Raw genomic sequence first — 19,402 nt, 5'->3', positions numbered from 1 at the left:
TCTGGACGAATCGGCGTTGTGGGGCGTCGTCAGCTGCCTGAGGGCATGCGCATACAGCGCCTGTCTCAGATCGACGCCCAGCTGTACATCACCATGCAGGCCCTCCCGCGTGCTTCGGCGTAGACCTGGTCGGGTCGACGGGGCGGAGTGGTCAGTGTTTGAAAGCGTCCTTGATCTTTGCTCCGGCCTGCTTGATGTTGCCCTTGAGTTGGCCTCCGCGGCCTTCGGCCTGCAGGCGCCGGCTGCCGGTGGCGCGGCCGGTTGTCTTCTTGGCGCCGCCTTTCATCGCTTCGGCCTTGTGCGCGATCTTCTTCGCGATACTCATGGGTGGCCACCCTGGGTGAGTTGTCTGTTGGGGTTCGGCGGCAGGAATACCGTGGCGCCGACCGGTCAGCGATCTGTGCGTGCGGCCGCACGCCTACTGCATGGTGGATCAGTGCCCTAAGGGCAGTCTGCTGCGGCGACCGCTGTCGGGGGCTCGAGTGCGATCGTCGTGGGGTGAGTCGTTCCCCCGGGCATTCGCATTGTCCGCGCGGGCGGGCTCGCGTTGGTCGACTAGGTGTATTGACCCGCAGCGTTGTTCACGCGGCTGATGGGCAGGTGTCCGCCGAGTGCGGTGTGGCAGCGGTGGTGGTTGTAGGTGTGGAGGACCGTGCGCTCGTACTCGGGCCCGAAACGCTCCCGCAGGTGCCGGCGCCGGGCCATGGTCCACAGGGCCGGCGCGACCAGAGCCAGGGCGAACACCCAGGATTTCACAAATCACATAAATCACACTAACCGGGCAAGTGGTGGATCGATTGAAGTGCGCCTCGCGCAACACCCCTCTGGTGCTCACCGCTCCCGAGGCCCTGACCAGCGGCCAGACCCTCCGGCCACACGTGCAGGGCATCGGCCTCGCCGCGGAGGGCGGCGGGGGTTCGTCGCCGCTGGATGCCTCTTCTCCCGTCGTGGGTACGCTGTGAATGGGTGTTCTTCATGGAATGGCTGACACGGCTGCCTGTGATCGCACGGCTGATGCGTACGCACGTGTGGCGCGCGTACGAGCGGCTGGCCGAGGTGCACTGGGCCCGGCTCGCCGCCGCGATCACCTTCACGAGTTTCGTCGCACTCTTTCCGCTGATCACCGTGGGCGCGGCGATCGGTGCCAAGCTGCTGAGCGAGGGTCAGCTCGGGAAACTCCAGGACAAGATCGCCGACCAGGCGCCAGGCCTTTCCGACCTGCTGGACCTGGAGCGCCTCGTCGCGCACGCCGGGACCGTCGGGCTCATCGCGGGCGCGCTGCTGCTCGTGATCGGCATCAACTGGGTCGGCGCCCTGCGCGGGTGCCTGCGCGCAGTGTGGAAGAAAGAGCAGGACCCGGGAAATCCGATCCTGCTCAGGATCAAGGACACCGCGGTGCTGGTCGGTCTCGGCGTGGTCGGGCTCGTCGCGATCGGCAGTTCGGTCTTCGCGAACATTGCGGTTGGCTGGGCCGCCGATAAGGTCGGAATCGAGGGCGGGGCGGGACGGGCGCTGCTGTTCTTCGCAGGCCTGGCCATCGCCCTGCTCGTCGACTTCCTGCTGCTTGTCTACCTGCTCACCCGGCTGGCGCGCGTGCATCCCGCCCGGCGCGCGGTCGTGGTCGCCGGCCTGATCGGTGCGGTCGGCTTCGAACTGCTCAAGTGGTTGCTGACCGGCTATCTGCAGGGCGTCGCGGGCAAGAGCATGTACGGCGCCTTCGCTGTGCCGGTCGCCGTCGTGCTGTGGATCAACCTCATGTCCAGGCTGCTGCTGTACTGCGCCGCCTGGACAGCGACAGCGACGGCGGTGCAGTCCGGCGAAAGAATCGAGGCTGAGGGCCCGGAGCCCGGGATCAGCCCAGCAGCCGACGACGCACCACAGCGGGCGTCGGCCAACAGCGGCGCACCAGCAGCACCGCGCCGCACGGCGCCTCCAGCGCGCGACCCGTAACCCGAGCGCGGTCGAAGCCGCCGATTCCGTGCTTGTCGTGCGGCCAAGCTGGTCGGTCCTGGCGGGCTCCACTGCCGTCACGTCGTCAGAGGAGAACAGCCGCTGGCAGCGCGATGGTGTCTGGTCGGCGGTGCTTACCGGGTTGGAGGCTCGGCCGATGCGGCCGGGTTGATCACCTGGGAGGTGAACGTCGACTCGACGGTCTGCTGGGCTCATCAGCACGCGGCCGGCGCCCGCCGCAACGGCAAGGAGCAAAGGGATCCGCCGGGCGGCACTCGCGCCGAGCCCGACGACCACGGCCTGGGCCGTTCCCGTGGCCGGGGGCACCCTGCGTAGCAGGTCCGAGGATTCCAGGCCCCTCAGTCCATTCGAACGGGGGCCTTCCTCGCGTCTGGAGTCCACATCCCCAAGCACGCCCGGCACACGCCTCTCGCAGATCCGTAGGACGTCCGCCGGGGGGACGGCCCGAGCAGGTGAGGAACCAGGTGTGTCAGGTAGCGCCGCCCAAAGCCTGGCATACTTGAAGTATGGCAACCCGGAAGATCACCATCACCGTGCCGGAAGAGCTGGTGGAATCGATCAAGGAGCGCGTCGACGCACGCGGGGTGTCCGGCTACATCGCGGCCGCCGCCGCTCATCAGGACGCCATGGACCGACTGCGCGAGTTGGCCGAACGTCTCGAAGAAGAGCACGGCGCTGTGACGGACGACGAGCAACAAGCAGCGATTGACCGCATCGGCGCTATCGACGACTGGCATGACAAGCAGCGATCACATTCGGACGAGGCCGCGTGAACCGCAGCGCCCGAGCGAAGCTGCACCGGCCGCGACAGCGCGTCTTCGTGTTCGACTCCGAGGCGCTCTCCAGGGCAGTGCAGGGCGACCGGGAGATCGCTGCGCTGATCAAGACGGCTCCGCGGCTCGATATCCCGATCGTCACCTCGGCGCTCACGACCTTGGAGGCATGGGACCCTCGCGAAACGCCGAGGCAGGCACTGTGGAACTGGACGCTGTCCCGGATCCGCGTCGTACACACAGACGACCAGGTGATCGCCATGGCGCGCGACATGCTGAAGGCAGCCGGCCTGCACGGGCACAAGTACGCCATCGACGCCATCCTGGCAGCTGTGGCCGGGCGGGAAGCCGCGCAGGGAGCGCAGGCAACCGTCTTCACCTCCGACACCGACGACATGAATCAACTCCTCGCCGGGCACTCCGTGCGAGTCGAGAAACTCTGACGAGACGGCGCCGGCGTCTCACTCCGGTCACTCGCTGGCTCCCCCGAGCAACTCATGTCCTCGTCGGGCAGCTTCCACCGGCCCGTATTCAGCAGCACGGGCACCAGCAGGGCGCCGACGGCGGCTGGCAGAGCACGAACGTGGCTCCGCCCGGCGTCGAAGCCGTCCGCAAGGAGGACAACGTGGGCTTCGGCATGCAGGAGACGCCGAACGGCCGCATCGTCGGTGCCGCCGGCAACCACGCGATCGCCGAATGGATCAAGAAGCCGGACGACATCTCCGCCGTCCACGACCTCGCGACCGGCGCCGTCCAGGCCACCGCCCCTTGCCGGAGCGAGGACACCGAGTACGACGCCGACATTCCCAACCCGAAGAATCCCGCGGAGGTTCAGCCGGCCCTGTCCCCCAACGGCCGCTTCCTGGTCAAGGGTGGCAACATCTTCGACCTGAAGACGGGCAAGGGCACATGCACGGACAGCGGTGAGGACGCCAAGAAGATCACGCTCGCGTCCGTCGGCGACGACGGCACCGCCTACGGCCTGGCCGGAGAGGACACGCAGAGGACTCCGGTCTCCGTCTCCGCCACGACAGGCACCGCCGAGCCCCTGCCGGAAGCGACCACCACCCCGGATGCCATCACCAAGGGCGCGGGCGTATTCGTCACGTTTGCCGGCACGGACACCATGCGCCTGATCATCCTCAACACAAGGAACTGAGAGGTCGTAGCCACTGCGGGCCCGGGGAGAAGTCCTGCCCCGGGCCTGCGTCCACGCCAGGATCAACCAACGGCTCTCTGCAGGATCCGGCCGTTCAGCCGTGGTCGTCAGCTCGTCCGCGTGGGAACAGCAAAAGACTTTCTGTTGTGAACCGCCGCCTCACCAAACGGTCCTGGCGGGAGAAAACGCTCGTTGAGCAGCTTCCCGACGCGACAAGTCGCTCCGACAGGCCCCCGCACGATGGTCCACCAGTTCGTGCACAGCCTGCGGAACAGGCGTCCGACGTCTGCCCTACGGCGCAGTTGCTGCCCGCCTGCCCCAGCGGTACGGAGTCAGCACACATGAGGCAACTCGTGCAGCGGGCGCGAAGAAGTGGGCGCTGTGGCGAGACGGTGGGCGTACGCGACCTGGAGGCCCTCTCGACGGTCGGTGACGTTGCGCTTACCGTGTGTCGAGTTGGATACCGGGAGTGTGCTGGCCTCGGGGGGCGGGATGCAGCGCAGGGACGGGTTTCGGCGGATCATCAGCGAGTTTGGTGCCACGTGCAAGCAGGCATTGGTGCACGGGCAGAAGGAAGCCGCGATCCGTCGCGCCGTGGAGACGCTTCTCGTGGACGCGGCGAACGTGTTGGGGCTGCAGGCCGTCCTCCATGCCGAGGTCGCGATCGCCGCGCACCGCATCCGCCCCGATTTGGCGGTGCGTATCGGGAAGTTACCGCGGAACATCGTCGGCTACGTCGAACTGAAGAGTCCGGACAAGAGCGTGATCCATCCTGGCGGGCTGAATCAGCGCGATCGCCGTCAGTGGGACGGCATGTCGAAGCTTCCGAACTTGATCTATACCAACGGCCAGACGTGGATCATGTACCGCTCTGGCCGACAGCGCGGCGAGCCTGTCCACCTGGAAGGTGATCTGCACACCGCCGGTTCTCGTTTGCGGCTGTCCGCTGCCGGAGAGGCCGCCTTCGAAGCGATGCTGACCGCCTTCTTCAGCTGGCAGCCGCAACCGCTGACGTCGATGCGGGAGGTGGTCGCCCAGGTGGCACCCCTGTGCACCCTCCTGCGTGACGCCGTCCACGACCGTCTCGACGCCGAAGCCGGCCTCCGGCGCCACCAACGTCCCTTCACCGACCTGGCCTCCACCCTTGAGGTCGACCTCTTTCCCACCACCGACGATCGCGACAAACGTGCGGCTTTCGCCGATCGCTACGCCCAGTCCGTAACCTTCGCTCTCCTGCTCGCCGGCTCCGACACCTCCGACGGCAACACCAGCTCATTGGCCGGTATGAGCCTCCACGAGATCGGCCGGCGTCTTGGGGCGGAGCACTCCGTCATGGGACGTGCCCTGCAGATCCTCACCGACCAGGTCGAGGGAGAGTTCCGCGACAGTCTCGACATGCTCGTTCGCGTCATCGACGCCATCGACTGGCGAAGTGCTCTGGCCGGCGACCCCGGCTTTCACATCCATCTCTACGAGCACTTCCTGCAGGAGTACGACGCCGACCTGCGCAAGGACTCCGGCACCTACTACACCCCAGCCCCGCTGATGACGGAGATGATCCGCCTCGTCGACGAGGTACTGGCCACCACGCTGGATTGCCCGGACAGTTTCGCGGATCCCGGTGTGTCCATCATCGACCCGGCCATGGGCACCGGCACCTTCCTCACCGGCATCATCGACCTTGTCGCCCGCAAGCGGTCCGAGGGCGGAAACGAAGGCTTCCGCGCCGAATCCGTACAAGAACTCGCCGGCCGACTGATCGGGTTCGAAAAACAGATGGGCGCCTTCGCCGTCGCTCAGATGCGCGTCGGACAGATGCTGCGCCAACTCAACGCCCGGGTCCGGCTGCGTGACATGCGCCTGCATCTGGCCGACACCCTCGCCGACCCCTGGCGGCCCAGCGAACTCTTCGATCGATACGGTGCCTTGTGGGGCCCTTTACGTGATGACGCCGAAGCTGCCAGCACCATCCAGCGCAACGAACGCATCACCGTCGTCATAGGAAATCCTCCTCACCGTGAACAAGCGGAAGGCCAGGGAGGGTGGATCGAGAAGGGTTCGCCGGGCCGCGGTGCCCCGCCCCTGGACGCCTTCCGGCTACGCGGCGCAGCAGGCGTGTACGAGAACAAACTGAAGAGTTTGTGCACCTACTTCTGGCGCTGGGCCACCCACAAAGTCTTCGACCAGCACGACGACCAGCGTCATGGCGTCGTCTGCTTCATCAGCACCGGCGGATTCATCCGGGGCGCGGGCTTCCAGGGCATGCGCTCCTACCTGCGACGCACCTGCACCGAGGGCTGGGTCATCGACCTCACACCCGAGACCAAAAGGCCGCCGCTCAACAGCCGCTTCTTCCCCGGCGTCCAGCAGGAGTTGGCCATCGCCATCTTCGTCCGGCGACACGATGAGCGAGCAGACGAACTGGCCCCCATCCACTACGCGGCCGTCCATGGCACCCGCCGGAACAAGGAAGAGCAGCTTCACGACTTGCACATCAATGGTCCCGGCTGGCGCACGTCACGACCTGCCGGACCCGTCCCTTTCACACCCGCCTCCCAGAGTGGGTGGGACACCTTCCCTGCTCTCACCGACCTCATGCCCTGGCACAAACCCGGCATCAAGCCCAACCGGAACTGGGTCATCAGCCCCTCGAAAAGCCTGCTGCGACGACGCTGGAACCGCCTCGTCCAAGAACGCGACCCCTCCACGCAGCAGGAGCTGTTCAAAGAGACCCGCGACCGAACCCTGGACAAGGAAGCCGTCCAGATCCCCGGTCATCCCCACCCGCCGACGCTCCTCCGAGTCGAGCAAGGGCCCTGTCCCGCTCCCCTACGCATCGCCCGCAGAGCCCACGATCGCCAGTGGCTCATACCTGACGGCCGCGTCATCGACTTTCCCCGCCCCGAGCTGTGGCAGGCCGCCATTGACGGGCAGGTCTTCGTCGTCGAACAGCACACCCAACGTCTGCGGACCGGCCCAGCACTGCTCTTCACCGCCCTCGTCCCTGACAATGACTACTTCAAGGGAAACGGCGGCCGTGTCCTGCCACTCATGCACGCCGACCGCACCCCCAACATCACCCCAGGGCTCTTGCACCACCTGGCGAACTCCTACGGGCTCCAGGAAGTCCTCCCCGAGGACCTGCTCTCCTACATCGCCGCCGTCACCGCCCACCCCGCCTTCACCGAGCGCTATGCGGACGACCTCAATTCCCCTGGCGTACGCGTGCCCCTGACCGCAGATGGTGGCCTCTGGCAGGAGGCCACCGGTCTGGGCCGCCACGTCCTGTGGGCCTCCACCTTCGGCACACGCTGCATCGACCCTGACGACGGTCGCCCGCCAGGTACAGCAAACTGGTGGAGACGTGTACACCCCGAGATCAGGTACGCCCGTGAAGTCGCGCCTGACATGCTCCCTTCCACCATCACCTACGACAGCGAACGCGAGCACCTGGTCGTCGAGGGCGGCGTCTTCACCGGTGTCACGCCACGCATGCGCACGTACACGACCGGCGGGCGCAACGTGCTGGACAGCTGGCTCGCCTACCGCGGCAGCCGCACCGCCGGCAAAATCACCAGCGAACTGGACCGCGAGCGGCCCGAGCACTGGGAGCACGACTGGAGCCGGGAACTCGTCGAAATCCTCACCGTACTCAGCCACCTCACCGCCGTGGAACCGCAGCAGCAGGAGCTGCTCGACCGTATCGTCGCCGCCCCTCTGATCGATGTCGCTGAACTCACCCGACGCCGTGTCCTCCCCGTACCCGATCCCGCCAAGCACGCTCACACCGGCCCGGACAACGCCTTCCTGCCCGGCCTGGAAACGGTCGATGGCCGGCCGCCAGGACCAGTCGCCCCCCTCACACTTCCGAACGACTCCCCCGGTACGGCGCCGTCAGAGCCGCATTCGCCCGTGCGACCCGGCCCACGCGCTCGACGCCGCCGCGGCCAGACCTGATCCGTGCGGACGGTAGCCGGTTCGCAGGTGGCGATCCTGGCCGGCGGTACGGGCCAGGCAGAAATTCCGTCGAACCCCGCCCTTCGGCCGAACTATCGTTGCCGCATGCCACATGGGAAGACCTCGTACGTCTGCCTGCCCTGCCGGGCTTCGTACAAGCAGCCCTACCCCGGCCACCACGACCACGACCGGGTCTGTCCGCGTTGCGCGGAACCACTGGTCCATGTCGGCTCCGCCTTCGCGGCGCCCAAGAGGCGGGACACCTCCGCCTGGCGCACGCTCTCCGTGCTGCTGCATGCCGGAGTTCGCTTCCACAAGAGCTGCTGCGGCGGCCCCGGCTACCGCCCGCGCACCCTCAGGGAGGTGCGCGAGCGAATGACCCACGCCCGAACCACTGGAGAGCCGTTCGTTCGGGCACTGGTCCGCCGCGAACTGCCCTAGCGCCACCCACCGGGGAGGACCATGCGCCCGGGGGCGCGCTCCAAAGGCCCCTCAGTCGCGGCAGGTGAGGCGGAGTTGGGCCGCCGCGTGGTGGGCGCCGGTCAGCGAGGCGGCGCCCCAGTCGCGGCCGCGGTCGGTGAGGTGGACCGTGAAGGTGGGGGACTTGACCGGATAGGTGCCGACCTGGACCAGGGTGCCGCGGTGGATGGTCTGGAGGACGCCGAAGACGGCGTACGTGGAGGTGCGGTCGTCCGGGTCGGCGAGCACCCGGTAGACGGTCGGGTCACCCGCGACATCGATGTCGCGCGGGCCCTTCGGGACGTACACCGCCAGGGCGCACCGTGTGTAGTCCGTGCCGACCGGCCAGGTCCACGTCGCCGTGCCCGTACCGTCCCTGTCCGGGCTGCCCGACATCGGCAGGGCGGTGAACCGGCCGTCGCACCCGCCGCCCCGGAAACCGCCGGACGCCACCGTGTACCAGGCGACGTCACGGTTCTCGAAACGGCCCTGCTCGCGGTACGTCGTGTCGGTCGTGCACCCGGGGCCCGCCCACGCCGTGTACGTCGGCGGACGTGTCGGGGCTATGCGGGACGGCAGGCTCCGCTCCGGTAGCCCGCCGCCCGGGTCGGTGTCGGGCCCGTCGTCGCCGCCCAGCAGGGCCACCGAAGCGGTCAGGCAGCCCGCGGCCACGACGATTCCCGCTGCCAGCACAGTACGTACGCTCGCCATGGCCGACCACTATGCAGCGCGACTCGCGGTAACCGTGAGGGTCAGCGCAGCTCCTCCGGGCACGGCGTGCCACGCGGGAAGATCTTGTACGGTGCGGCCAGCCGGTACACCCCCGGCTTCGGCGCGAGCAGTTCCGTCCACTCGTCGCCCTCCCGGTCCTCCTCCGCCTTCAGCAGGCAACCATGGAGGTTCACGAAGGACTTGGGAGCCTCCTCGCGGCGCTTGGACGCCTCGGTCTCCTCGGGCGGCTCCACCTTCTTGCCCTCCTCGTCGAGGAGCGCCAGCCAGGGCGAGTACGGCACGCGGATCAGCACCCGCCCCGCCGTCCGCACCCGGATGGTCACCTCGCCGGCGCCCGCCCGGACCACCGTCGCCGGCGGATCGGCCAGCGGGGTCGGCTCCTCCACCGCGAACAGCCGCCAGTTGGCGTCGGACCACACCGGCCGGAGGTACGGCTGGCCGTCCTTGACCAGCTCCGCCTCCTGCTCGGCGCCGGTGTCCGGCTCGCCCTTCGGCAGCACCACGTAGTGGACGGCCCACCGGTGCAGCCAGTCGCGGTAGGTGGCGGAGTTGAGCGTGTCGTCGTAGAAGACCGGGTTGCGCTCCATGTCCGCCTGGCGGTTCCAGCCGCGCGCGAGGTTGATGTACGGGGTCAGTGCCGACGCCTCCCGGTGGCTGCGCGCCGGGACCACTTCCACCCGCGCCTTCTCCGCCCCCAACTGCTGCAACTGGTTGATCAGCGGCGCGGCCTCCCGCGCCCACGACGCGTCCGGCGCCGTACGGATGATGTCGTCGACGCTCTTGAAGCCGATCCACACGTTCAGGACGGCGAAGGCGAGGACGAGGGCGTACCACTTACGCGTGCGGCGGGCCGTGTGCGGGAGTGCGGCCAGCAGGACGACACCCGCGAACAGCATCGGCAACCGCGAGACGTTCGACCCGATCTGCGAGTCGATCAGCCAGGTCAGCAGCGTGCCGAGCGCGTACACGGCCGCGGCGGTACGGACCGTGCGCCACTCCTCCGGTACGAGGACGAAGACCAGGACCCCGAAGGCGAACGGCAGCATCGTCGACCCGAACGACATCGGCTGCGTACCGGAGAAGGGGAACAGCCACGACGACAGGGCCACGACGGCGACCGGCGCGAGGCCGAGCGCGTACGCCCCGGGGCGCCGCTTGTTGAGGAACAGCGCCGCCGCCGCGACCCCCAGGAACAGCCCGGCGACCGGGCTCGCGGCCGTCGCCAGCCCGGCGAGCGGCGCCGCGGCGGCGGCCTTGGCCCACCGTTTCCTCCGCCACCGGTGCGGCCAGCAGAAGACGGCGGCCACCGCGCCCAGCGCGAACATCATGCCGAGGCCGAACGTCACGCGGCCGGACAGCGCGTTGCACAGGAACGCGAACACCCCGGCGAGCGAGCATGCCAGCGGATTGCGCACGGCCCGCACGCGGACCAGGATCAGCGCCGTCAGCGCGGCGGACACCGTACCGGCGATCATCATCGTGGTCCGTACGCCGAGCAGCGACATCAGGTACGGGGACACGACGCTGTACGACACCGGGTGCATCCCGCCGTACCAGGCGAGGTTGTACGCGGAGTCGGGGTGCCGCCCGACGAACTCGGCCCACGCGTCCTGCGCGGCGAGGTCACCGCCGCTGTTCGCGAAGACGAAGAACCACACGATGTGGGTGAACGCGGCGAGCGCGGTCGCGACCGCGACCGGATGGCGCAGGAACGCCGCGCGGGGCCCCCCGGTTCGGCGCGCGGGACCGGAGGTCGGGGCGAGGAGCCCGGCTGCGGCGGGCGTGACGAGGGCCCCGGCTGCGGCGGGCGTGGCTGCCGCGGGCGTGGCTGCCGCGGTCATGGCGGGAGCCTCCGGCGCACCCGGTGAGGCCGGTGTCGTGAGAGCCTCGAAGGTCACCCCGGCGCCCTTGGGGTCGCCGAACACCTCGAGGGCCTTGGGTGGCGCCTCGGCCGGTGGCCTTATTCGCGCCCGGGAAGTAGAGGCGCTTTCCGCGCGGGCCGGCTCAGCGCTGGTCGGCTCAGTGGTGGTCACTGCGGCTCTCTGCTCTCTGCGTCGTCCCCCACGCCCTTGCCACGTGCTGTCTGCGAAGACGTCGTCCCGGCGCCATCCGTTGCCTGGACGTGTCCGGACGCTAACACGGGGGCGCCCCGGAAATCCGGGGCGCCCAGGGAGGTTTCAGCCGAGACGGGTCAGCTTGTCGCCGAGCCCCGGTTCGGCCATGGCACTCTTCAGCGCCACCGGCACCCGGACCTGGCTGGCGCCCTCGCCCACGGTCAGGACGCCGACCTGCGTGCCGGCGGGCGCCGAGTGGGGCAGCGCGCGGCCGCCGTTGCCCAGCTCCAGCTCGACCGTCAGGCCGGACCAGCCGACGACCTTCACGTCCTTGGTCGCGACCACCGGGGTCCTGCCGCCGAGGCCGTCGTCGACATGGCCGACCACATCGCCCTTCTTGACGACCGTGTGGTTCTCCAGCAGCTCCTGCGTGGCGAGCATCGCCTCCTTGCTGGCGGCGATCGCGCTGCCCAGGATCGGCGTCTTGTACTGGGCCAGGACCGCGCCGACGATCAGCTGGTCCGTGTCACCCACCTTCTTGTGCGCGGCGAAGAGCAGGTTGCCGCCCGCCTTGGTGGTGCTGCCGGTCTTGATGCCGAGCGCCCCGTCGTACGGGACGAGGTCGTTGTAGTTGCGCCACTTCTTGCCCGACGGGTCCGTCCACCAGGGCATCGCGGTGATCTCCAGCAGCGCGGGGATCTCCACCAGCTTCTCGCCCAGCTTGACCTGGTCCTCGGCGGAGCTGACGGTGGTGTGGTTCAGGCCCGAGGGGTCGGTGTACGTGGTGTTCTTCATCCCGAGTTCCTTGGCGGTGTCGTTCATCTTCTTGACGAACGCCGCCTCGGAACCGGCGTCCCAGCGCGCCAGCAGCCGGGCGATGTTGTTGGCGGAGGGGATCATGATGGCGGCGAGCGCGTCGTACTCGGAGATCTTGTCGCCGGCCTTCACGGTGTTGAGGGTCGACTCGTTCTGCGCGTCGTAGCCACCCTCCTTCTCCGCCAGGGCGTCGATCTCGATCATCTCGCCCTTGGACCCCTTCTTCAGGGGGTGCTCCTTGAGGATCACGTAGGCCGTCATGGCCTTCGCGACGGAGCCGATCGGCACGGGCTTCTGCTCGCCGAAGGAGTCGACGGTGCCGAGGCCGGTCGCCGACATGTAGCCCTGGCCCTCGTTCGGCCACGGCAGGGACGGCTTGCCCCCGTCGAAGGCGTAGGACGACTTGGCGGTCATCGTCAGCGTGGGCGCGGGCAGCGGTCGCACGAACTGCACGATCGCAAAGATGATCGCCAGGAGGAGGACCAGCGGGGTCCAGATCTTGACGCGCCGGACCGCCGTGCGGACCGGGGTCTCCGGCGGGGGCGGCGTGTTCGTCAACTCGGCCAGCATGTCGAGCGGCGGCCGGGGCGGCAGGGGCTGCTGCTTGGTCCGCTCGGGCTCGGTGAGGGAGGCGGGTGTGGCCGTCGCCTCGGCGGGCGCGGGGGCCGCGGCGGGAGCGGCCGGAGCGGCGGGCGCGGTGGGCGCGGTGGGCTTCTTCGCGGCGGGGCGCACGTCGTCCCCACGCAGCGGTACGAACTTGCTCGTCCGCTCGGCGGGGGATTCGGAGGCGGGGCTCGGGTCCGGCTTGCGCGTGATGGCCTTCAGCGCGGTCGTCGGCTGGTCCACGGGGGTCCGCTGGACCGCCCGGAACACGGCGGTGGGCTGGTCGACGGGCGGCTGCTCGGCCTTACCGGGCACGTCCTGCGCCTCGTCGGCCGGCTCGTCGCTCTCGGAGACGGTACGGGCCGGCTCGGCGCTCTCGCCTGCGGCACGGGCCGGCTCGGCGGGCTCGACGGCGGCACGGGCCGGCTCGGCGGCGGCACGGGCCGGCTCGGCGGCAGCGACGTCGTCGGCTTCACGGGGCGACTCGTCGCTCGCTGCGGACGGCTCGTCGGCCTCGCGGGCGGGCTCGGCGTCGTCGGCCTCGCCGGACGGCTCCTCGCCCTCGCCGGACGCGGCGACGTCGTCGGTCTCGGCGGCCCCGTCCTCGGCGGTCCCGCCGACCGGAGCGTCGCTCTCGGCGGCGGGCTCGGCGGCGGGCTCGGCGACAGCGACGTCGTCGGCTTCGCCGGGCGACTCGTCGCTCGCTGCGGACGGCTCGTCGGCCTCGGCGGACGGCTCCCCGGTGTCGCGGGCGGGCGACCCGGTCTCGTCGGGAGCCGGTTCGTCGCCCGGCTCGTCCGCCCGGGTCACCCATGCCGCCACGGCGTCCCGCAGGCGGGTGTCCCCGTCACCGTCCTGCCGGACCGCCTTGAACACCGTCGTCGGCTGGTCGACCGAGCGCTCCGCGTCCCCGTCCGACGACCCGGTGTCACCGAGTACGGCAAGCCTCGGATCGCGTTCGTTCGAAGCCGTCTCCCCCGGCGACTTCTGCTGCTCCGACTTGTCGGGGGACTCGCCCGCCACCGTGCCTCCTTCAATCAACGCGTTGCCCGAACCATGCACCAGTGTCCTGTGTGAGCGCTTGGCTCGGCTGCAAGACGAGAACGACATACCTACCGGTTCCCGTACGAAGCACCCAGGCGCTCTCGACAGACCAATGTGAGAGGGGTCACCCTGTCATTCATCCACGCGGGGAGGCATGGATGGGCAGGAGCCGCAGAACACTTCCGGAGGAGCTTCTGCTGCTCGCTCTGGACCCGGCCACGGGTACCACAGCGCAGCCGCAGTCGCTCGACCTCGGCCTCGCCGGAGCACAGCTAGTGGAGCTGGCTCTGGCAGGACGGATAGCCCCTGACGGGGATCGTATCGCCGTGGTGATGCCACGGCCGACCGGAGATCCGACACTGGACTCCGCGCTCGAGCTGCTGCGCAGGCGTGGCAGTCCGGTGCGGGCCGTCCACTGGATCGGCGGGCCCCGACTGGGGCTGCGCCAGACGTATCTCTCGCATCTGGAACGGTGCGGCATGGTGCATGCCGTCGAGGGCCAGATGTGCGGGGTGCTGCCGACGACGCGCTACCAGGCGACGGAGACGGCGATCAGCCGGGAGATCAGGGCCCGGCTGGACAGTGCGATCCGCACCGGTGTACCGCCGGACCCGCGGACCGCGGCGCTCGCCGCACTGGCCCACGCGGTCGGTCTCGGCAAGCACCTCTACCCCGGCAACGAGGGGCGTTCCTCACGCTCCCGGCTCCGGGACCTGATCAGGCACGACCCGATGGGCGGACTCGTGGCGCACGCCGTGATGGACGTCCAGAACGGCGTGGGCGCACAGCCACGTCGTAGCGCGGGCACGGGAGGCGGTGGCCGCCCGGCCACGGCGGTACCGATGCAGCCCCAGTCACGCAGCGGGTCGATGGCCCGCGCCGTGGCGCACTGAGCGGCACGACGGCGCGCTCACAGCACGGCAGCACAAAGGCACAGAGGCACAGAGGCACAGCTGAAACGAGCACCAGGCGCAACCCCCAGGGCCCGGTTCGGGAGCCGCATGAGCGCGCGGGACGGTCAACACTGCCGCCCCGCGCGCTCGCACGTGTCCGTACGTGCGTACACCCAGGGGCTCGTGTGGCCATTTCCCAGCGCGCAAAGCCCATTGGTGGCAGTCTGCTGAGCAGTAGATACGTAGAGCTACAACAGCTACCGCAGCCAAGCAGCCGGAGGTGCAGTTTCCCGTGGCGTCCAACGTCAACCCCACCGTCAGGCGACGCAGACTGGGCCAGGAGCTGCGCCGGCTGCGTGAGCTCAAGGGCATGACGGCGGAGGAGGTGGCGGAGCGCCTGCTCGTCTCGCAGTCGAAGATCAGCCGCCTCGAGAACGGCCGCCGCTCGATCAGCCAGCGCGATGTCCGTGACTTGTGCGGGGTGTACGAGGTCGAGGACCACCGTATCGTCGATTCGCTGATGCAGATGGCGAAGGACTCGCGCCAGCAGGGATGGTGGCACGCGTTCGGCGACATCCCGTACAGCGTCTACATCGGCCTGGAGACGGACGCGGCCTCGCTGCGGGTGTACGAGCCCCAGGTGGTGCCGGGGCTGTTGCAGACCCGGCGGTACGCCGAGGCGCTGATCACCGGTGCTCTGCCGGAGTCGTCGCCGGCCGACATCGAGAAGCGGGTCAACGTCCGCGCGCGCCGCCAGGAGCGCATCAAGGACGCGGAGACGCCGCTGCGCCTGTGGGCGGTGATCGACGAGTCGGCGCTGCGCCGGGTGGTCGGCGACCGGCAGCTGATGATCGAGCAACTGGAGCATCTGGTCGACCAGTCGCACCTGCCGCACGTCACCGTGCAGGTGCTGCCGTTCGACATGGGTGCGCACCCGGGCATCAGCGGTCACTACGCGATCCTGGAGTTCCCGGACGCCTCCGACTCCTCGGTGGTCTACATCGAGGGGGTCACCAGTGATCTGTACCTGGAGAAGGCGAACGACGTGCAGCGGTACAGCGTGATGTACGAGCACCTGCGCGCCCAGGCCCTGAACGTGGAGCAGACGCGGCAGTTCATCGGCGAGGTCATCAAGGACTACACGGACGCGACACACTGACACCGTTGCATCGACCTTGCTGCGATGTGTCCGGATATGCGAATTTGGTCCTGGATAATAGGGGTTCGCCCGGCCCGCCGGGGAAGAAGCCGGTACGGTACACCCCGACCGGCTTCCAGCGGAAGACCCCGTGGAATATGCCATCCGGTCGAGTGAACGACCGCCCCGCACACAGATCCCGACGAGTAGCGTCGATCACGCCGGCCTGGAGGCCAGGTCGGTGCGAGTCACTGCTGTCACTGTCGAGAAACTGTCGAGAACCGGAGCGGAGAAGATGGCAATCATTCAGGGCGCCACGGACACCTGGACCAAGTCCTCGTATTCCGGCGGGAACGGCGCATGCGTCGAAGTCAAGTCCCCTGTCGTCGCGTCGATCGCGGTACGGGACTCGAAGGCCCCCGCCGGTCCGTCCATCACGTTCGTCCCCGAGTCGTGGAACGCGTTCGTGCGTGAAGTGAGCACGGGAGCTCTCTGAGCCTGCGACGTGTCACCGATGAGCCCTCTCGACTGGTCCGCCGTCCCGGCCGAGGGGGCTCGGTCATGCGCCACCGCAGTGTCGACGGCCTCGGCCTGTTTCGCTGATCCCGACAGGGAGAGGCAGCACCCGGCGGTCACGGGCCGGGCGAGAGCCCACGTGCCCGGGTGACGGCCCGTCGGCCCTGACTGACCGGGTCAACACAGCGCCGCCCGGCTGGACATGGAGGCCGGCACGGGCGATCGCGGACCAGTCGCTGCCGGTCCACGCGGGCGAACTGATGAGGTAGAGCGCCCTCCCCTTCGCCGACCGCACGGGACCCGCATCCCGCGCGGTCGCTGTGCCATGTGTCGTACGGACCTGACGAAGCGCCCGATCATCGTGTGGCCGCCGTTACGGGCACGACAACGGCCACGTGAGTCAAGAAACGGCAAAACCGTTCTGCTTTCTGATCTGCGTTCATATCCATGACCCGCACAGCTCTTGACCGCCCGCCCGAACTGGCGGTTCAATCCCCGAAGTCCCCGCTCCCGCACGGGGGCGCCGCTGACCGGACGTACTGACGACGCGCTTCGACGTTCACAAGGCGGACCCCTGGAGGGGGCACATGAACAGTCTCGACTGGGCCGTGCTCATCGGCTACTTCGGCGTGATGGTCGCGATCGGCGTCTGGTCGCACAAACGCGTCGACAACGTCAGCGACTTCTTCACCGCCGGCGGCAGGATGCCGTGGTGGCTGTCGGGCATCTCCCACCACATGTCGGGCTACAGCGCCGTGATGTTCACCGGGTACGCGGGCATCGCCTACACGTACGGCGTCACCTCGTACGTCACCTGGTCCTTCCCCATCGCCATCGGGATCGCCATCGGCGCCCACCTCTTCGCGCCCCGGCTCAACCGGCTGCGCTCCCGCCTCCATGTCGCCTCACCGCTCGAATACCTGAAGAACCGCTACAACCTGCCCACCCAGCAGGCGCTCGCCTGGTCCGGCGTCCTGCTGAAGATCGTCGACGTGGGTGCGAAGTGGGCGGCCATCGCCACCCTGCTGTCCGTCTTCACCGGCATCTCGCTCAACCAGGGGATCCTCATCACCGGTGTCATCACCGGCATCTACTGCACGGTCGGCGGGCTGTGGGCCGACGCCCTCACCGAACTCGGCCAGTTCATCATCCAGTTCTTCGCCGGCATCGCCATGCTCGTCGCCGTCATGGCGAAGCTGGGCGGCTTCAGCGCGCTGTGGACCGTGTGGGACCGCCCCGAGCTCCAGGGCCACACCGAGCCGACCGCGGGCCCCTACACGGTGACCTTCCTCCTCGCGTACCTCTTCATCAAGACCTTCGAGTACAGCGGCGGCATGTGGAACCAGGCGCAGCGCTACATGGCGACGCCCACCGCCCGCGAGGCCACCCGCTCCGGGCGGCTGTCGGCGGTCCTGTGGTTCGTCTGGCCGCTGGTGCTGTTCTTCCCCATGTGGTGCGCGCCGCTGCTGGTGAGGCCCGAGAAGCCGGACGCCTCCGACTCCTACGCGCTGATGACCGAACAACTCCTGCCGCACGGACTGCTCGGCCTGGTCATCGTCGGGTTCTTCTCCCACACCATGGCCATGTGCTCCTCCGACGCCAACGCCATCGCCGCCGTCTTCACCCGCGACATCGCCCCGGCGCTCTCCAAGGCGGCGCGCGGCTGGTCGCACCGGGCCGGACTGCTGGCCGCCCGCTGGTCGACCGTCGCCTTCCTCGCCCTGTCGATGGCGATCGCAACCCAGGTCAACTCCCCCACGTTCAAGGACATCATCACCGTCGTCATCAAGTGGGTGGCGGGCCTGATGGGGCCGATCGCGATCCCCTTCATGCTCGGACTGCTGCGGACGTTCCGCAGGTCCGGTCCGACGGCGGCGCTGGTGTCATGGGCGGCCGGCCTGTTCGCGTTCTGGCTGACGAACTACGGCCTCGACGGCATCGAGCTCCAGATCCAGATCGTCTCGCCGCTGGCGACGTCGCTGATCCTGTACGTCCTCATCGGCCTCATCAAGCCGGAGGACACCCCGGAGCGGGACGCGGTGCTGGACAAGATCCACTCCGACGACGGCAGCCCGGCGGGCGCTGCCGTCGCACCCGGAACGCCCGAGCGTCAGCCCCTCGGATAGCGGGCCAGCCACCCCGGCGCGGAGACCGCCGGGCCGTGCAGGGCCGGGCCCTGCGTCATCTCCATGGCGAAGTCGTCCGCCAGTTGGAGGACCGTCGGCCGCCCTTCCAGCTCCGCCAGCCAGGCCGGCGGGAGGGCGGTCTCGCCGTGCAGGGCGCCGAGCAGCGCGCCGGTGAGCGAGCCGGTGACCTCCGACGGGCCGTCGTGGTTGACGGCGAGACGCAGCCCGTGCCGGACGTCCTCGCCGACGAGCGCGCAGTAGACCGCGATGGCCAGGGCGTCCTCCGCGTGCTCGCCGTCGGTGTCGCCGAGCGAGGAGATCCTGGCCGGGCTCGGAATCCCCTGCCGTACGGCACCGAGGGCGTGCTTCAGCGCCTCACTGACCGGCTCGTGCCCGGGGCGGGTCGCCAGCTGCGCCAGCGCCCGCTGTACGGAGCCGTCGACGCTCTCGCCGCGGGCCAGGCCGTGCACGACGACGGCGAAGGCGCCCGCCGACAGGTAGGCGGTGGGGTGGCCGTGGGTCTGGACGGCGCACTCGACGGCGAGCTGGCACACCAGCTGCGGCTCCCAGCCGACGAGCAGCCCGTACGGCGCGGACCGCACCACGGCGCCGGCGTCGCGGGCGGTGGGGTTCTTGGGCTTGTCCACGGTGCCGAGGACGTCGTCGCCCAGCCCGGTGAGGTTCGCGTGCGCGGGGTCGCGGCGGGCGTACAGCCACTCCTCGCAGGCCAGCCAGCCGTTGTCCTTGCGGCGCTCGTCGGGACCCCAGTCGCGCTGGGTGGCGGCCCACCGCAGATGCGCGCGGTGCACATCGGTGGGCGGGTGCCAGGCGCCGGTGTCGCGGCGCACCTGGGCGCGTATCAGGCCGTCGACGGTGAACAGCGTCAGCTGGGTCGCGGACGTGACGGCACCGCGCCGCCCGTACGCCGGTGCCAGGTCGGCGAGCCCGTCGGGCCCGTGCGCCGCCCGGATCGCCTCGACCGACAGGCCGGACACGCCCGCCCCGAGGGCGTCCCCGATGGCGGCACCGAGGAGGCAGCCCCGTACCCGGGCACGGAAGTCCTGCTGCTCGGCCCGGCCCCAGACCGCCGCGGCTGCTGCGCTCACCTCGCGTCCCTCCCTCGACCGTCCGCCTACGTCCGGCGCGCAGCACTGTAATCGA

17 protein-coding genes are annotated in these 19,402 nt (G+C 69.4%); 11 read left to right on the top strand and 6 right to left on the bottom strand.

All coding sequences use genetic code 11. From position 1 onward, the window contains the following. Positions 1-151 precede the first annotated feature (151 nt). Positions 152-325 (bottom strand): CsbD family protein, encoded by a 174-nt coding sequence (locus ABT360_RS06445; protein ID WP_351811630.1) that lies wholly within the window; start codon positions 323-325, stop codon positions 152-154. A gap of 230 nt (positions 326-555) precedes the next feature. Next, positions 556-756: a hypothetical protein gene (locus ABT360_RS06440; protein WP_351811874.1), complete on the bottom strand. Its 201-nt coding sequence runs from the start codon at positions 754-756 to the stop codon at positions 556-558. Between the two features lie 32 nt (positions 757-788). Here ABT360_RS06440 and ABT360_RS06435 point away from each other — a divergent pair, with 32 nt between their 5' ends. The 7 genes from ABT360_RS06435 to ABT360_RS06400 all read left to right on the top strand — a co-directional run bounded on the left by ABT360_RS06435 (position 789) and on the right by ABT360_RS06400 (position 8,301). Beyond that, positions 789-962: a hypothetical protein gene (locus ABT360_RS06435; protein ID WP_351811627.1), complete on the top strand. Its 174-nt coding sequence runs from the start codon at positions 789-791 to the stop codon at positions 960-962. 13 nt (positions 963-975) lie between these two features. Then, the gene (locus tag ABT360_RS06430) at positions 976-1,950 is read left to right on the top strand and encodes a YihY/virulence factor BrkB family protein (protein WP_351811859.1); all 975 of its coding nucleotides are present in this window, start codon (positions 976-978) and stop codon (positions 1,948-1,950) included. A gap of 527 nt (positions 1,951-2,477) precedes the next feature. Beyond that, positions 2,478-2,744: a hypothetical protein gene (locus ABT360_RS06420; RefSeq protein ID WP_351811624.1), complete on the top strand. Its 267-nt coding sequence runs from the start codon at positions 2,478-2,480 to the stop codon at positions 2,742-2,744. Beyond that, a complete protein-coding gene (locus ABT360_RS06415; RefSeq protein ID WP_351811621.1) occupies positions 2,741-3,187 on the top strand; it encodes a hypothetical protein in 447 nt (148 codons plus the stop codon). Before ABT360_RS06420 ends, ABT360_RS06415 begins: the two co-directional genes overlap by 4 nt. Before the next feature lie 140 nt (positions 3,188-3,327). Continuing rightward, on the top strand, positions 3,328-3,903 hold the full coding sequence (locus tag ABT360_RS06410; protein WP_351811618.1) for a hypothetical protein: 576 nt from the start codon (positions 3,328-3,330) through the stop codon (positions 3,901-3,903). A 492-nt stretch (positions 3,904-4,395) separates the two neighbouring features. Then, positions 4,396-7,860 carry a type ISP restriction/modification enzyme gene (locus ABT360_RS06405; protein ID WP_351811615.1) on the top strand — a complete coding sequence of 1,155 codons (3,465 nt, stop codon included), beginning with the start codon at positions 4,396-4,398 and terminating at the stop codon, positions 7,858-7,860. Between the two features lie 105 nt (positions 7,861-7,965). Further along, entirely contained in the window at positions 7,966-8,301 is a 336-nt protein-coding gene (locus ABT360_RS06400; protein ID WP_351811612.1) for a deoxyxylulose-5-phosphate synthase, read from the top strand. Positions 8,302-8,352: 51 nt separating this feature from the next. Here ABT360_RS06400 and ABT360_RS06395 read toward each other — a convergent pair whose 3' ends face one another. From ABT360_RS06395 to ABT360_RS06385, 3 genes are all read right to left on the bottom strand, one after another. Continuing rightward, on the bottom strand, positions 8,353-9,030 hold the full coding sequence (locus ABT360_RS06395; protein ID WP_351811609.1) for an adhesin: 678 nt from the start codon (positions 9,028-9,030) through the stop codon (positions 8,353-8,355). A 41-nt stretch (positions 9,031-9,071) separates the two neighbouring features. Beyond that, complete coding sequence (locus tag ABT360_RS06390; RefSeq protein ID WP_351811606.1) at positions 9,072-10,892, bottom strand: MFS transporter; 1,821 nt, start codon at positions 10,890-10,892, stop codon at positions 9,072-9,074. 336 nt (positions 10,893-11,228) lie between these two features. Then, entirely contained in the window at positions 11,229-13,547 is a 2,319-nt protein-coding gene (locus ABT360_RS06385) for a D-alanyl-D-alanine carboxypeptidase (RefSeq protein WP_351811604.1), read from the bottom strand. A 179-nt stretch (positions 13,548-13,726) separates the two neighbouring features. Between ABT360_RS06385 and ABT360_RS06380 the strand changes: the two genes are divergently transcribed. The 4 genes from ABT360_RS06380 (at position 13,727) to ABT360_RS06365 (ending at position 18,241) form a co-directional block, all read left to right on the top strand. Continuing rightward, positions 13,727-14,461 (top strand): GOLPH3/VPS74 family protein, encoded by a 735-nt coding sequence (locus ABT360_RS06380; RefSeq protein ID WP_351811601.1) that lies wholly within the window; start codon positions 13,727-13,729, stop codon positions 14,459-14,461. 292 nt (positions 14,462-14,753) lie between these two features. Further along, positions 14,754-15,620 (top strand): helix-turn-helix domain-containing protein, encoded by an 867-nt coding sequence (locus tag ABT360_RS06375; RefSeq protein ID WP_351811598.1) that lies wholly within the window; start codon positions 14,754-14,756, stop codon positions 15,618-15,620. 274 nt (positions 15,621-15,894) lie between these two features. Next, positions 15,895-16,095: a DUF397 domain-containing protein gene (locus ABT360_RS06370; protein WP_351811595.1), complete on the top strand. Its 201-nt coding sequence runs from the start codon at positions 15,895-15,897 to the stop codon at positions 16,093-16,095. Positions 16,096-16,702: 607 nt separating this feature from the next. Beyond that, positions 16,703-18,241, top strand: coding sequence for a sodium:solute symporter family protein (locus ABT360_RS06365; RefSeq protein ID WP_351811592.1), 1,539 nt, complete (start codon positions 16,703-16,705; stop codon positions 18,239-18,241). Here the strand turns inward: ABT360_RS06365 and ABT360_RS06360 are convergent. Further along, positions 18,226-19,347: an ADP-ribosylglycohydrolase family protein gene (locus ABT360_RS06360; protein ID WP_351811589.1), complete on the bottom strand. Its 1,122-nt coding sequence runs from the start codon at positions 19,345-19,347 to the stop codon at positions 18,226-18,228. The genes ABT360_RS06365 and ABT360_RS06360 overlap by 16 nt on opposite strands. Between the last annotated feature and the right edge of the window lie 55 nt (positions 19,348-19,402).

The organism is Streptomyces sp. NPDC000229 (genome assembly GCF_040300825.1).
In the GTDB taxonomy this organism is placed as follows: domain Bacteria; phylum Actinomycetota; class Actinomycetes; order Streptomycetales; family Streptomycetaceae; genus Streptomyces.
Note: the sequence above shows the minus strand (reverse complement) of the source record. Positions and strands in the feature narration are given on the sequence as shown.

Bases quoted from the DNA above. Each gene is read 5' to 3' on its own strand.
- ABT360_RS06445 (WP_351811630.1), bottom strand. From the start codon at position 325: ATGAGTATCGCGAAGAAGATCGCGCACAAGGCCGAAGCGATGAAAGGC.
- ABT360_RS06430 (WP_351811859.1), top strand. From the start codon at position 976: ATGGAATGGCTGACACGGCTGCCTGTGATCGCACGGCTGATGCGTACG.
- ABT360_RS06420 (WP_351811624.1), top strand. From the start codon at position 2,478: ATGGCAACCCGGAAGATCACCATCACCGTGCCGGAAGAGCTGGTGGAA.
- ABT360_RS06405 (WP_351811615.1), top strand. From the start codon at position 4,396: ATGCAGCGCAGGGACGGGTTTCGGCGGATCATCAGCGAGTTTGGTGCC.
- ABT360_RS06400 (WP_351811612.1), top strand. From the start codon at position 7,966: ATGCCACATGGGAAGACCTCGTACGTCTGCCTGCCCTGCCGGGCTTCG.
- ABT360_RS06395 (WP_351811609.1), bottom strand. From the start codon at position 9,030: ATGGCGAGCGTACGTACTGTGCTGGCAGCGGGAATCGTCGTGGCCGCG.
- ABT360_RS06390 (WP_351811606.1), bottom strand. From the start codon at position 10,892: ATGACCGCGGCAGCCACGCCCGCGGCAGCCACGCCCGCCGCAGCCGGG.
- ABT360_RS06380 (WP_351811601.1), top strand. From the start codon at position 13,727: ATGGGCAGGAGCCGCAGAACACTTCCGGAGGAGCTTCTGCTGCTCGCT.
- ABT360_RS06370 (WP_351811595.1), top strand. From the start codon at position 15,895: ATGGCAATCATTCAGGGCGCCACGGACACCTGGACCAAGTCCTCGTAT.
- ABT360_RS06365 (WP_351811592.1), top strand. From the start codon at position 16,703: ATGAACAGTCTCGACTGGGCCGTGCTCATCGGCTACTTCGGCGTGATG.